Genomic DNA, 13,358 nt, shown 5'->3' with positions numbered 1-13,358 from the left:
CCATGACCTTCTCCTCCGCCGCCTGCCTCGCGCTGTTCCTGCTGCTCTTCGCCCGGCCGGCCGGTGCCGCGGCCGGCGAATTGCGGCCCGATCTTTCCGGGGTAACCGAGATCGACATTGCCGGCGATGCCGCGCTGGTGAAACTGACCGCCGCGGACGGACCGGCCGAGGTGCGGCTGGTCGCCCGTCGCTCCGGCTGGTTCTCCCGCTGGTATTCGAGCTGGTTCTATAATGACTGCCGCAGCGACAGCCGCATGTGGGTCGAGGGCACCGTGCTGCATGTGACGGTGGTGACGCCCTCGACCTTCGAGGCCTCGGACTGCACGGTGGAGCTGACCGCCCGCCTGCCCGAGGGCGCCTCGGTACGGATCGGGCTCGACGCGGTGGAGGCGCGGCTCGACGGGCGCTTCGGCGCGCTCGATCTCGGCACGCGGGCGGGGGACGTGACGCTGACCGGCACGGTGGAGGCAGCGGAGCTGAGCGGGATGGCGCTGCGGGCGCGGCTCGATCTCGCCGGCAGGCCGGTGGGGTGGCCGGCGCCGCGCGCGCTGCGCTTCTCCGCCGGCTCGCTCGATGCGGCGGTGGAACTCGGCGCCGGGGACGGGGCCGGCTGGCGGGTGGATGCCAAGGCGGCGCTGGTCGACACCGGGCTGGCGAACGACCCGGCGGCGCCGACGCAGCTCGCGGTCAGCGGCGACTATGTGCGGCTGCGGCTGCGCTGAGCCGCGCCGGCGCAGGCGGTCAGCGCAGGCGCTCGATGAGGGCCATGGCGGTGTGCGGGTTGCGCTGCTTGAAGCCGCTGATGACGAACAGGAAGGTTTCGCGCGGCGTCGGCTTCGCCGGCTCGGCGAGCAGCGTGTTGCCGAGATCCGGCGGGGTGCGCCCTTCCGCCCAATGGCGGGCGCGGGCGGCCCAATTGTCGAGTTCGGCGTCGGAATAGCCCTTGGGATGCGCCTCGTCGGTGCCCATGATGCGGGCATAGACGAAGGGGGCGGTGAGATCGGCGATCAGCGGGTGCTCGCTGTCGCCGGCAATGACGATGCCGACGCCGTGCTCGCGGGCCAGCGCGACGAAATCCTTGTCGGCGAAGCTCGGGTGCCGCACCTCGACGACATGGCGCAGCGCGCGGCCCTCCACCGAGGCCGGCAGCAGCCTGAGGAAGGCGGCGAAATCGTCCGGGTCGAACTTCTTGGTCGCCATGAACTGCCAGTTGATCGGGCCGAGCTTGTGCTTCAGCTCGGCGATGCCGCTGGTGACGAACTTCTCGATGGAGCCGCCGGCCTCGGCCAGCACCCGGCGATTGGTGGCGAAGCGCGGGCCCTTCAGCGCGAAGACGAAATCCTCCGGCGTCTCGTCATGCCATCGGGCGAAGCTCTCCGGCTTCTGCGAGCCGTAATAGGTGCCGTTGACCTCGATGGCGGTGAGCTTGCCGGCGGCGTATTCCAGCTCGCGCTTCTGGGCGAGGCCGTCGGGATAGAAGCTGCCGCGCCACGGTTCGAAGGTCCAGCCGCCAATGCCGATGCGAATGGGGGCGGATGTGCTCATCGGGGGCTCCTCGCGTCACGGGGCGCGATCCTAGGGCGGTTTGCCGGCCGTGAACATCCGAAATGGCGGCGAGCGGGCCATCGCCCGGTCAGCCGGCTTCCCGCAGGTCTGCGTTGGCGATGACGACATCGGCGGCGACGCTGCGCGTGGCGACGAGCCGCGCATTGGGCAGGTCGTTATCCTCCAGCTTGGCGCGGATCTGCCCGGCGTCGTAGCCGAAGCCGGCCCAGCGGGCGACGAGGCGCGCCTCCAGCACCGGCAAGGGCGCGTCGAGCATGACGGTGACGTCGAAGCGCTGGCGCAGCACCGCCCAGGCCGGATCGTCGAGCAGCAGGTAATTGCCCTCGACGATGACGATGCGGGCCTCGGGGCCGATCAGCCGCGCCCCGGCGCGGGCGATCTCCAGCGCGCGGTCGAACACCGGTACCGCCACCTCGCGGCCGTCGTCGCGCCGCAGGCGGTCAAGCACCGTCGCCAGCCCGTCGACATCGAAGGTGTGCGGCGCGCCCTTGCGCGCCCGGTGGCCGCGCTGATCGAGCAGCAGGTCGTCATAATGGAAGCCGTCCATCGGCAGCACCTGCGACAGGCCGGGGGCGGCGGCGTCGAGGCACGCCTTCAGCGTCTCGGCCAGGGTGCTCTTGCCCGAGCCGGGCGCGCCGGCGACCGCCATCACCGTGCGGCGCTGGCGCGGCCGGGCGAGCAGGTCGCCCGCCAGCTGGGCGAGGGCAGCCGGGGCTGGGACGGCCGCGTCGGCGGTTCCGCCGGCCGTCTCCGCACGCGGCTTGAGGCCGGTCCCGTCCGTCATTGTGGGTTCCTCGTGGTTTGCCATGCGGTTTGGCGGCGGTTCAATCGAACAGGCGTTGGCCGGCGAGGCTGGAGGCGGCGGCGGCCGGGACGCCCGGCAGCGGGCCGCCGGCGCGGGCATCGGTGGGGGTGAAGCCGTGCAGCGCCTTGAACTGGCGCGAGAAATGGGCGCAGTCGGAAAAGCCGGATTCGAGGGCGATATCGGTGATCGAGCGGCCGGTGGTGTCGAGCAGGAAGCGGGCATAGCGCAGCCGCATCAGCCGGTAGAACTCCGCCGGGCGGCGGCCCATCACCGTCTGGAACAGCCGCTCCAGCTGGCGGGTGGACAGCTGCAACCGCCGCGCGATGCTGGCGATGGGCAGCGGATCGGCCATGTTCTGCTCCATCAGCAGCAGGGCGCGGCGCACGCGATCATCGGCGACGAGATCGGCGATCGGCGGGTGCGGCTGCGCCTGGCTGCCGGGGCGGACGCGGTCCAGCAGCAGCACATGGCGGCTCTTCTGCGCCACCGAGCGGCCGAGATGCTTCTCCACCAGCGCGGTGGCGAGATCGGCGGTGCCGCCGCCGCCGGCGCAGGTGATGCGATCGCCATCGATCACATAGAGCCGGTCGGCGACCGGGTGGTGGTGCGGGAACTCGTCGAGGAAGTCCTGGTAATGGTACCAGGACACGCAGCAGCGCCGCCCGGTCATCAAGCCGGCGCGGGCGAGCACGAAGGAGCCGGTGCAGACGCCGACCAGCGGCACGCCGAGCCGGGCGGCGCGCTTGAGATAGGCGACCGCCTCGTCATCGAGCTGGGTGCCGGTGTGCAGCAGGCCGCCGACCACCACGATGTAGCTGAACTGCGCCGGATCGACGAACGGCCCGGCCGGGGCGATGGTGACGCCGCAGCTGGCCCGGATCGGCTCCGACTTCGCCGCCATGATGCGCCAGCGCGCCAGGATCGGGCGCGAGCGGTCGCCGTCATCGGCGGCGAGGCGCAGATGATCGACCAGCAGCGAGAAGGCCGACAAGGTGAAGTTGTCGGTCAGGATGAAGCCGACATTCAACACCGGCAGGCCGGCGGCTGGCTTTGGGGCGGCGGAGGCGAGAGTGTCCATCATGCCCGGCGCTATGCAGGTTTCGCGCCGGACGATAGCAGAGTTTCGATCGCGCGCGGAGGTGGGTGCGTCGGGATCGGCGAGGATGGCGAACCGGCCGCTGCCGGCAAATGCGGGCGGCCTCACGCGAATTCCCGCCGCGCCTCCTCCAGCAGGCCCCAGGCATAGGGGGCGAAGGAGCGCCAGACCTCGACGCGGAAGCGTTCCGGCGTCTCGCGCATCAGCACGATCTCGGCCTTGGCGAACACGGTGCGGGTCGCCATGCCGACCGGGAAGGCGGCTTCGTCGAGATCGAGCGGGCAGCCCTGGTTGAGCACATAGGCGGCGCGCGGGCCTTCCACCGCGATGCCGAGCGCGCGGGCGGAGACGTCGACCAGCGCATGCGGCAGGCCGGCGAGCGCGGCTTGGAGATCGGCCTGGAGTGCGGCGGGATCGGCGTCTTCGGCGATCAGCAGCCATTCGTCCGGGCCGAGCCAGGCGGCGAGGCGAGCGCCGGAGCGGGCGAACCGGCAGGCCTGGCGCGGCAGGTCGACGCCGAAGCCGGCGCCGGCCGGGCCGATCGCCGCCTCGCGGCCGCGGAAGGAGAGCTGCGTCGCCGGGGCGATCACCGACAGGCGTGCTGCGGCAATGTCCGCGGCGGTGGCGGCGAGGGTACCGAGGGGCGAGATGAGATCAGACATCGAGGCGGGCTCCTTCGGCGTCGTAGAAGACCGGATCGACCAGCTCGACGGCAATCGGGCCGCTCGGCATCGGCACATACAAGGTCTGGCCGATGCGCGCGCGCCCGCCCTTCACCATGGCGAGCGCGATGGAGCGGCCGAGGGTGGCGCTGGCATAGGAGGAGGTGACGTGCCCGAGCATCGGCACCGGCAGGGCGGCATTGGGCGCGGCGACCAGCTGGGCGCCTTCCTCCAGCACCACGGCCGGATCCCTGGTGAGCAGGCCGACCAGCTGCTTGCGGTCCGGCATGAAGAAGGCGGCGCGGCTGAGCGAACGCTTGCCGACGAAATCCTTCTTCGCCTTGCCGATGGCCCAGCCGAGGCCGACATCATCGGGCGCGGCGGTGCCATCGGTCTCCTGGCCGACGATGATGTAGCCCTTCTCGGCGCGCAGGACGTGCATGGTCTCGGTGCCGTAGGGGGCGATGCCGAACGGCTCTCCGGCCTTGAAGATCGCCTCCCATACCGCGCGGCCCTGCGCCGCCGGCACATTGACCTCGAAGCCGAGCTCGCCGGCGAAGGAGAGCCGGAACAGCCGCGTCGGCACCCCGGCGATGCGGCCCTCGCGCACGCTCATATTGGGCAGGGCGCCCTTCGACAGGTCGATGCCCTCGACCAGCGGCGCCAGCACCTCGCGGGACTTCGGTCCCTGCACGGCGATGACCGCCCATTGCTCGGTGGTGGAAGTGAGCCAGACATCGAGATCGGGCCATTCGGTCTGGAGATAGTCCTCCATATGCGCCAGCACACGGGCGGCGCCGCCGGTGGTGGTGGTGACGTGGAAGCGGTCGGGGGCGAGGCGGCCGACCACGCCGTCATCCATCACGAAGCCGTTCTCGCGCAGCATCACGCCGTAGCGCAGCCGGCCGGGCTCGAGCTTGCTCCACGGGTTGGTGTACATGCGGTTCATGAACTCGGCGGCGTCGGCACCGACCACCTCGATCTTGCCCAGCGTCGAGGCATCGAAGATGCCGACGCCCGAGCGCACTGCCCGGCACTCGCGGGCCACCGCCGCGTGCATGTCTTCGAGACGCCCACCGTCCCCCTTCTCGGGGAAGTAGTGCGCGCGCTTCCACAGCGAGACCGGCTCGAACGCCGCGCCGCGCGCCTCCGCCCAGCCATGGATCGGGGTGACGCGGACGGGATCGAACAGGTCGCCGCGGGCGGCACCGGCGAAGATGCCGAAGGTGGTGGGGGTATAGGGTGGACGGAAGGTGGTGAGGCCGATCTTCGGCACGCTCTCGCCGAGCTGCTCGGCGACGATGCCGAGCGCGTTCATGTTCGAGGTCTTGCCCTGGTCGGTGGCCATGCCGGTGGTGGTGTAGCGCTTGACGTGCTCGATGGAGCGGAAGCCCTCGCGCGTCGCCAGCGCGATGTCCTTGGCGGTGACGTCGTTCTGCCAGTCGACGAAGGCCTTGGCGAAGGCCGGGTTGCGGCCGTGCGGGACGGCGCCGATGAAGCCGTCGGTGCCGGTGTCGCGGGCGACGACGCCGAAGGCGCGGCTCGCGGTGGCGCGGCGGCCGGCGGGCCTGGCGGAATCTTTCAAGGCCTCGGCGGCGGCCTCTTCGCCGGCGTGGTAGCCATCGGCCAGCGCCGCGGTGAGGCCGTAGCGGCCGCGGCAGGCGCCGGCGGAACGCTCGCGCTCCACCGACCGGGCCGGCAGATAGGCGCCGAGGGTCTCGTCCCAGGCCAGCTTGCCGCGCGACTGCGAGAACAGATGCACCGAGGGGGTGAAGCCGCCGGACATCAGCACGGCGTCGCAGGCGACGACCTCGGCCGGGCCGACGGCGCCGTGCTTCACCTTGGCGAGGCGGGCGGCCTTCACCCGCAGCCGGCCGGCGGTGCCGGCGACCACGGTGGAGGGGCGCACATCGATGCCGGCGGCGAGCGCGCGGGCCGGCCACTCGCCCTCCGGCGCGGCACGCAGATCGGCGATGGCGGCGATGGCGACGCCGCCGGCGGCGAGATCGAGCGCGGCGCGGTAGCCGCTGTCGGCGGCGGTGAAGATCACCGCCCGCTCGCCGGGGCGCACGCCGTAGCGGGTGAGGTAAGTGCGGGCGGACTCCGCCAGCATGACGCCGGGGCGGTCATTCTCCGGAAACACCAGCGGACGCTCCAGCGCGCCGGCGGCGATCACCACCTGCTTCGCCCGAATTTGCCAGAGCCGCTCGCGCGGCAGGGCGCGGTCCGGCGCGGCGAGATGCTCGGTGACGCGCTCGCAGAGCGCGATCATGTTGTGCGGGAAATAGCCGAAGGCGGTGGTGCGCGGCATGATGACGACGCCCGCCGCCGTGAGTTCGGCGAGGGCGTCGGCAAGCCATTGCGTAGCCGGCTTGGTATCTATCGCGGCATCGGTGGCGGCGAGCAGGGAGCCGCCGGGCTCGGCCTGCTCGTCGACGAGGATGACGCGGGCACCGCCGGCGGAGGCGGCGAGCGCGCTGGCGATGCCGGCCGGGCCGGCGCCGATCACCAGCACGTCGCAATGGGCGTAATGCTGGGTGTAGCGGTCGGGATCCGGCAGGGTCGGGGCCTTGCCGAGGCCGGCCATGGCGCGGATCTTCGGCTCGTAGAAGCGCTTCCAGGCCCCCGCCGGCCACATGAAGGTCTTGTAGTAGAAGCCGGCCGGCAGGAAGGGCGCGAACAGGTCGTTCACCGCGCCGGCATCGCGGGCGAGCGAGGGCCAGCGGTTCTGGCTCGCCGCCTCCAGCCCCTCATAAAGCTCGACCTGGGTGGCGCGCAGGTTCGGGGTGATGCGGGCATCGTCGCGGCGGACCTCCACCAGCGCGTTCGGCTCGTCGGAACCTGCCGAGAGAATGCCGCGCGGGCGGTGGTATTTGAACGAACGGCCGACGAGGTGCACGCCATTGGCCAGCAGCGCCGAGGCGAGGGTGTCGCCGGCAAAGCCGTGATAGGTCGCCCCGTCGAAGCGGAAGGCGAGGGCGGCGGTGCGATCGATGCGCCCGCCGGAAGGGGTGCGGAAGGAGCCGGTCATGGCCACAACTCCGAGGGTAGGTTTACCTCTCCCCGGTGGGGAGAGGTCGACGCGCAGCGGCGGGTGAGGGGGAACGACATCGGGGAGCCAGGAAGACCCCTCACCCCAACCCTCTCCCCCACGGGGAGAGGGAGAAAGAGTCTGCTCATTTCGTTTCCCGCTCGGCATCGGGCCACGCCGGACTGGAGGGCGTGGATGGTCGGGCCGAGCCCGCCTATGACGGGGTTCGTCGGCGCAGGAGAAGCAGCAAGACGAATGGCGGCGTTCATTGTACGTCCCCCTCGACATCCGGCCTTGCGTCGCCGGGCTTGTAGGTGGCGACGAAGAAGTCGCTCACCGTGTCGCGCACGGCGTTGAAGAAGCGGCCGCAGCCATGGGTGTGGCGCCAGCGTTCGGCGTGGCGGCCTTTCGGGTTGGTGCGGTTGTAGAGGAAGTCCGCCCATTGCTGGTCGGTGAGCGCCGAGGGATCGGCGGGGCGGGCGATGTGCGCCTCGCCGCCATAGACGAACTCGATTTCGGGGCGCTCGCCGCACCAGGGGCAGGTGATGATCAGCATGGCTCAGAGCCTCGTCTTCACGGCGGCGGTGGCCGGATCGCCGGTGTTGGGGGTGCCGGCGGGCTCGATGATGAGGAGATGCGTCTCCTCCTCCGCCACCGGACAGTGCTCGACGCCCTTGGGGACGATGTAGAGCTGGCCGGGACCGAGGGTGACCGCGCTCTCGGTGCCGCTCGCGTCGCGCAGCTTGATGGTGAGCCGGCCCTTGAGCACCAGGAAGAAGTCGTCGGTGTCCGGGTGCGCGTGCCAGACGAACGCGCCGTTCACCTTGACGACCATGATGTCGTGGCCGTTGAAATCGGCGACCACCTTGGGCGTCCAGTGTTCGGAGAACTTGCCGAGCTTTTCCGCGAGATCGACGGGAGCGGCCATCGACTTTTTCCTCAATGCGCCACCGCCGCCGCCGCCGCCTCGTCGATGAGGAGGCCGTCGCGGAAGCGCTCGATGGTGAAGGGGGCGTTGATGGCGTGCGGCTCGTCGCGCGCGATGGTGTGGGCGAAGACATGGCCGGAGCCCGGCGTCGCCTTGAAGCCGCCGGTGCCCCAGCCGCAATTCACATAGAGGCCGGGCACCGGGGTCTTGGCGATGATCGGCGAGCGGTCGGGCGTCACGTCGACGATGCCGCCCCAGTTGCGCAGCATGCGCAGCCGGCGGAACTGCGGCACCAGTTCGCAGATGGCGTCCAGCGTGTGGGTGGTGACATGCAGGGCGCCGCGCTGGGAATAGGAGGTGTAGGCATCGGTGCCGGCGCCGATCACCATCTCGCCCTTGTCCGACTGCGAGATATAGGCGTGGATGGTGTTGCTCATCACCACGGTGGGGAAGGCCGGCTTGACCGGCTCCGACACCAGCGCCTGAAGCGGGAAGCTCTCTAGTGGCATGCGCACCCCGGCCATCGCCATCACCACCGAGCTATGGCCGGCGGCGGAGACGCCGATCTTCTTGGCCCGGATGAAGCCGCGCGAGGTCTCTACCCCTTCCACCGCGCCGGCGGGGCCGCGGCGGATGCCGGTCACCTCGCAGTTCTGGATGATGTCGACGCCGCGCGCATCGGCCGCGCGGGCGAAGCCCCACGCCACCGCGTCGTGCCGGGCGGTGCCGCCGCGCCGCTGCAAGGCGCCGCCGAGGATCGGGTAGCGCATCGAGGTGATGTTGAGCGGCGGGCAGAACGCCTTCACCTCCTCCGCGCTCAGCCATTCATTGTCGACGCCGTTGAGGCGGTTGGAATGGACGTGGCGCTTGAAGCTCTGCACGTCGTGATGGTTATGCGCCAGCATCAGCACGCCGCGCGCCGAATACATGACGTTGTAGTTGAGATCCTGCGACAGGCCTTCCCACAGCTTCACCGCGTGCTCGTAGAGCCCGGCGCTCTCGTCGAACAGGTAGTTCGAGCGCACGATGGTGGTGTTGCGCCCGGTATTGCCGCCGCCCAGCCAGCCGCGCTCGATCACCGCGACATTCGATATGCCGTGCTCTTTCGCCAGATAATAGGCGCAGGCGAGGCCGTGGCCGCCGGCGCCGACGATGATCACGTCATATTCCGCCTTCGGCTCGGGCGTGCGCCATTGCGGCTGCCAGCCCTTGTGCCCGCCGAACGCGCGGCGAAGCAGCTGGAAGCCGGAGAAGCGTTGGCCGGAGAAGGTCTGCATGTCGTGGTCCTGCCCCGAATGCCCGCCCGATTGAGCGCGATAATCGCCATGCTGGACCGGCGGCGGCGGGCAAGCGAGCATCTTTTGGGCGCTGCCGTTGAACGGATGCGACATGAGGAATGCGACGCCGGCTGCCGGGCGCGCGGGCGCCTGCCTTCATGCCGTCAATGTGATCTGCACTTGTCGTGCGCTGGTGAAGGCGCCCGGCACTCACCTTGCGGAAGCCATGTTCGGGCCCTACCTCGCTGCTGACCTTAGCTTAAGGAAACCGAGTATGTTCGACCCCCGCACCTTCGACGCCAAACGCCTCCTCGACCAGTTCCTCAGCCCGCAGCAACCGGCGGGCGGACAGGTGCCCGCGCGTCCGGCGCCGACGGGCGGCAGCCCGCTCGACGGTATACTCGGCCAACTCGGCTCGCTCGCCGGCAGCTTTGGCGGCGGGCAGGCCACCCGCAGCCCCAACGGCTTCGGCGGCACCCAGCCTCCCGGCGCCCGGCCCTCCAGGGCTCAGCCTTCCGGCGCCCAACCCGCCGGTGCCCAACCCTCTGGTTCCGGCGACCTGATGGGCCGGGCCAAGGACTATCTCGGCAATAATGGCGGCTCGCTCGCCTCCGGCGCGGCGGCCGGGGCGCTGGTCTCGCTGGTGCTCGGCTCCAAGGGCGGGCGCAAGATGGCCGGCAACGCCGTGGCGCTGGGCGGTCTCGCGCTGGTCGGCACGCTGGCCTACAAGGCCTATACCAATTACCGCAACGGCGAGGCGCCGCAGCAGACCACCGCCGACGTGGCGCGCAATCCGGTGCCGACCCCGGCGCAGCTGCCGCCGCCCAACTCGCCGTTCAACCCGTCGCAGACCTCGGATTCGCAGCTGCCGCTGACGCTGTTGCGCACGATGATCGCCGCCTCGCTGGCCGACGGGCATATTGACGATGCCGAGCGCATCGCCATTGCCGGCAAGCTGAACGAGAGCGGCATCGCCGATCTCGGCGAGGCCGAGCGCTTCCTTTCCGACGAACTCGCCAATCCCGCCACCGTCGAGACCATTGCCCGCGCGGTGGCGAGCGAGGAGGAGGCGGCGGAGGTCTATGTGGCGGCGCTGCTCGCCATCGACCCGGATTCCACCTCCGAGCGCGCCTTCCTCGCCCGGCTCGCCATGGCGCTGCGGCTGGACCCGGCGCTGACGCCGCATCTGGAATCCGCCGCCCGCGCTGCCCGGCAGGGTTGAAATTGACTGGGCGGGCTTCGGCCCGCCCGTCCATTCCGCGACAACGCTTCGTTAAGGTTAATCGACGCTTAAGCTATCGCAGCGAGACTGCGCTCCGCGTATCGATTCCGGCGGCCGCCGCCGGAGCAGTGCAGGAGCGGTTCGCATGGATGTGTGTCGGCGTTGGATGCGGGGTGTCGCGGCTCTCGGGCTGGTCGCCGGGCTTGGCCTGGCGCCGGGCGGGGCGGCGATGGCGGCCGATCCGGCGGCTACCCTTCCCGCCGATGACTTCTCTGCCGACGACCTGCTGGCCAAGGCGCCGCAGGTCGAGGAGAGCCGCTTCTGGTATCTGCGCCTCGATGCCGGCTATGTCTTCAACGAGACGCCGGATATCGGAGGCTCGCTCGACGATGCCGGGCTGATCGGCATCGGCATTGGCGGGCGGTTCTCCGACTGGCTCCGGCTCGACCTCACCGCCGATTACCGCACCCAGGCGGATTACGCGATCGACGGCGTCGCCGGCGAAACCAGCGTCGCCACCTTGCTGGCCAATGCCTATGTCGATCTTGGCACCTGGCACCAGATCACCCCCTATGTCGGCGCCGGCATCGGCCTCGGCTATGCCGATCTCGACGCGCCGGGCTTCGGCTCCGGCTGGGGGCTGGCCTGGGGAGCGATGGGCGGCGTCGCGGTGGAGCTTGCGCCGAACTGGCAGCTCGATCTCGGCTATCGCTATCTCAGCCTGGAGAATGTCGATCTCGGCGGCGGGCTCCCCGAGCTGGACCAGGCGGCGCACGAGATCCGCATCGGCCTGCGCATCCTCCTCGACTAGAGCAATTCCGGTGAAACCCGGTTCACCGCAATTGCTCTAGCTCGTTGTTTCTACGCAATTCTTTTCGCAAAACCGCTGCGCATTTCTGCGGGAATTGCTCCAGGGAAGCCGATCAGGGTTCCCGGTGGGCCGGCGCCGGATCGGCGGGGCCGGCAGTGCGGGTCATGCGGTAGAGGATGCGGTCGCCCAGGAACACCTGGTGCACCACCACCATGACGACATGGCCGGCGATGAAGGCCAGCAGCGTCCAGGCCAGCGGGCCGTGCAGCGCATTGGCCGGCGCCATCAGCCACTCGATCTTGGTTTCCGACGGTGCGAAGATCTCGATGCCGAACGGCGCATAGCCGCGGCCCGAACCATAGAGCCGGACCACCGCCAGCGTCGGCACCACCAGCATCAGCGCATAGAGCCCGGCATGGCCGAGGCGGGCGGCGCGGCCGAGCGGGCCGGCCTCGTAGGGCGGGCGATGCGCATGGTTGGCGAGCGCCCAGACGAGGCGCAGCAGCCCGAGCGCGAGCAGCAGCACTCCGACCGTGACATGGGTGCCGACGAAGAAGCCGACCACCGGCGTGCGGCCGAGCGTCGCCCGCAGGATCATGCCGAGGAACTGCCAGGCGAAGAGCAGTGCCATTCCCCAGTGCAGGGCGCGGCTGACGGCGCCGTAGCGAATGGCGGTATCGGACAGGGCGGGCATGGCGTCTCCGGCGACAGAATGCATGAGAGATCATGCGTTCTTAGAGCGGTTCGTGCCGGGAGGAAATCGGCTGGGTGCCGGGTATGTTTTTGCCGCCGCGGGTGTAATCTGCCGGTGGGGAACCGGGGACTCACCTTGCCGGTTCTCGTTCCGGCACCACGATGCCGACCTCAATGGGGACCTGCGGCGACCGCCCGGGGACGACCCGCGCCAGCGCCGCCGAAAAGGGAGCTGAGCCTTGCCATGGAAGACACACAGATCGGATGGATCGCCGCCATCATCATCGGCGGAGTAGCGGGCTGGATCGCCTCCAGCGTGATGAAAAGCGACACCGGAATCTTCTTGAACATCGTGCTCGGCATCATCGGCGCCGCGATAGCCAGCTTTCTGTTCAGCTTCCTGGGCGTGAGCTTCGGCGGCTGGCTCGGCTATCTGGTGGCCGGAATCGTCGGCGCCTGCATCCTCATCTGGGGCGTGAGGGCGGTGCGTAGCTAGCGCGCGGCGTGGTGCGCCGCAACATCACGATCCTGCGGGGTCGGCGGTGGGGTGCAGCAATCTAAGGTATTATGATGCTGTGGAGTGCCTCGACGCCTTGCCTGGCCTGAATTTCCCCGGCGCCGGAGCGGCGCCGGGTGATTCGTGCAGACGCATCGAAACTGGTTCGATTATTGAAGTTTATTTTGCGCAGTCGCCCAGGACCGCCCTTCGGCCGCCTCGACATGCAGCACCGGCGTGGCCTGATCGGCCGAGATCTCGGCAAGATAATTGATGGCGCAGCGCACCTGCGGGATCAGCATCGAGACGTCTTTGTTGGCGAGGCAAAGGTCGATCCCGACCTCCTCAAGTGCCAGAAGGTGCGATTTCTTCAGCGACCGCTGGCCCAATTCCATCTCGACGTAGGACTGCCGCGGCAGGCCCAGGCGATCGGCCAACGAATCCTGCGAAAGCCCCCAATTCAGGCGCATGGCAACGAGATCGTTTGCTTTCATCTGCTTTATTCCCGTGCGTCGAAAATGATCGGTCGGCAGGCTCCTGGAGTCGAATACAGGCAGGCATACCTCTTCGTTCTTCGGCTGAAGACTGTCGGTCTTCCTACCCGAAGAAATAACTCCGGCAGGAATCGCAACGATCCTGTCGAAGAAGAGGCGCAAACCCGATGTCGAAAACCAGGAAAGCTGCGTCATGTGCTGCCCTCACGTCATTCCGATGTCCCCAACAAGTGTGGGGGAGAGAATCTAACTATGAAATGAACGTCATATCCAGTTT

General features: G+C 69.4%; 14 protein-coding genes. 4 read left to right on the top strand and 10 right to left on the bottom strand.

The annotated features are described in order from the left end of the window. Nucleotides 1-2: 2 nt before the first annotated feature. Nucleotides 3-722: a hypothetical protein gene (locus KHC24_RS08950; protein WP_213362818.1), complete on the top strand. Its 720-nt coding sequence runs from the start codon at nucleotides 3-5 to the stop codon at nucleotides 720-722. Nucleotides 723-741: 19 nt separating this feature from the next. Here KHC24_RS08950 and KHC24_RS08945 read toward each other — a convergent pair whose 3' ends face one another. From KHC24_RS08945 to KHC24_RS08910, 8 genes are all read right to left on the bottom strand, one after another. Then, nucleotides 742-1,545 (bottom strand): DUF72 domain-containing protein, encoded by an 804-nt coding sequence (locus KHC24_RS08945; protein WP_213362816.1) that lies wholly within the window; start codon nucleotides 1,543-1,545, stop codon nucleotides 742-744. 88 nt (nucleotides 1,546-1,633) lie between these two features. Continuing rightward, nucleotides 1,634-2,350 (bottom strand): nucleoside triphosphate hydrolase, encoded by a 717-nt coding sequence (locus tag KHC24_RS08940; RefSeq protein WP_213362814.1) that lies wholly within the window; start codon nucleotides 2,348-2,350, stop codon nucleotides 1,634-1,636. Nucleotides 2,351-2,390: 40 nt separating this feature from the next. Next, complete coding sequence (locus KHC24_RS08935; RefSeq protein ID WP_213362812.1) at nucleotides 2,391-3,452, bottom strand: GlxA family transcriptional regulator; 1,062 nt, start codon at nucleotides 3,450-3,452, stop codon at nucleotides 2,391-2,393. Between the two features lie 119 nt (nucleotides 3,453-3,571). Continuing rightward, nucleotides 3,572-4,129: a sarcosine oxidase subunit gamma gene (locus KHC24_RS08930; protein WP_213362810.1), complete on the bottom strand. Its 558-nt coding sequence runs from the start codon at nucleotides 4,127-4,129 to the stop codon at nucleotides 3,572-3,574. Continuing rightward, nucleotides 4,122-7,160 (bottom strand): sarcosine oxidase subunit alpha family protein, encoded by a 3,039-nt coding sequence (locus tag KHC24_RS08925; RefSeq protein WP_213362808.1) that lies wholly within the window; start codon nucleotides 7,158-7,160, stop codon nucleotides 4,122-4,124. The genes KHC24_RS08930 and KHC24_RS08925 overlap by 8 nt, the downstream gene beginning before the upstream one ends. A gap of 265 nt (nucleotides 7,161-7,425) precedes the next feature. After that, nucleotides 7,426-7,716, bottom strand: a complete 291-nt coding sequence (locus KHC24_RS08920) for a sarcosine oxidase subunit delta (RefSeq protein WP_213362806.1) — start codon at nucleotides 7,714-7,716, stop codon at nucleotides 7,426-7,428. A gap of 3 nt (nucleotides 7,717-7,719) precedes the next feature. After that, nucleotides 7,720-8,088: a cupin domain-containing protein gene (locus tag KHC24_RS08915; protein WP_213362798.1), complete on the bottom strand. Its 369-nt coding sequence runs from the start codon at nucleotides 8,086-8,088 to the stop codon at nucleotides 7,720-7,722. Nucleotides 8,089-8,099: 11 nt separating this feature from the next. Beyond that, entirely contained in the window at nucleotides 8,100-9,365 is a 1,266-nt protein-coding gene (locus tag KHC24_RS08910) for a sarcosine oxidase subunit beta family protein (protein ID WP_213362796.1), read from the bottom strand. A gap of 274 nt (nucleotides 9,366-9,639) precedes the next feature. Between KHC24_RS08910 and KHC24_RS08905 the strand changes: the two genes are divergently transcribed. Then, on the top strand, nucleotides 9,640-10,587 hold the full coding sequence (locus tag KHC24_RS08905; protein ID WP_213362795.1) for a tellurite resistance TerB family protein: 948 nt from the start codon (nucleotides 9,640-9,642) through the stop codon (nucleotides 10,585-10,587). 145 nt (nucleotides 10,588-10,732) lie between these two features. Next, complete coding sequence (locus KHC24_RS08900; protein WP_213362793.1) at nucleotides 10,733-11,398, top strand: outer membrane protein; 666 nt, start codon at nucleotides 10,733-10,735, stop codon at nucleotides 11,396-11,398. A 112-nt stretch (nucleotides 11,399-11,510) separates the two neighbouring features. Here the strand turns inward: KHC24_RS08900 and KHC24_RS08895 are convergent, their stop codons facing one another. Then, nucleotides 11,511-12,092, bottom strand: coding sequence for a cytochrome b (locus KHC24_RS08895; RefSeq protein ID WP_213362791.1), 582 nt, complete (start codon nucleotides 12,090-12,092; stop codon nucleotides 11,511-11,513). Between the two features lie 243 nt (nucleotides 12,093-12,335). Here KHC24_RS08895 and KHC24_RS08890 point away from each other — a divergent pair, with 243 nt between their 5' ends. Further along, nucleotides 12,336-12,587, top strand: coding sequence for a GlsB/YeaQ/YmgE family stress response membrane protein (locus KHC24_RS08890; RefSeq protein WP_213362789.1), 252 nt, complete (start codon nucleotides 12,336-12,338; stop codon nucleotides 12,585-12,587). A gap of 170 nt (nucleotides 12,588-12,757) precedes the next feature. Here KHC24_RS08890 and KHC24_RS08885 read toward each other — a convergent pair whose 3' ends face one another. Beyond that, nucleotides 12,758-13,276, bottom strand: coding sequence for a helix-turn-helix domain-containing protein (locus tag KHC24_RS08885; RefSeq protein WP_213362787.1), 519 nt, complete (start codon nucleotides 13,274-13,276; stop codon nucleotides 12,758-12,760). Between the last annotated feature and the right edge of the window lie 82 nt (nucleotides 13,277-13,358).

The organism is Ancylobacter defluvii (assembly GCF_018390605.1).
Taxonomy (GTDB): domain Bacteria; phylum Pseudomonadota; class Alphaproteobacteria; order Rhizobiales; family Xanthobacteraceae; genus Ancylobacter; species Ancylobacter defluvii.
The sequence above is the reverse complement of the archived record's forward strand: the minus strand, read 5'-3'. Positions and strand labels throughout refer to the sequence as shown.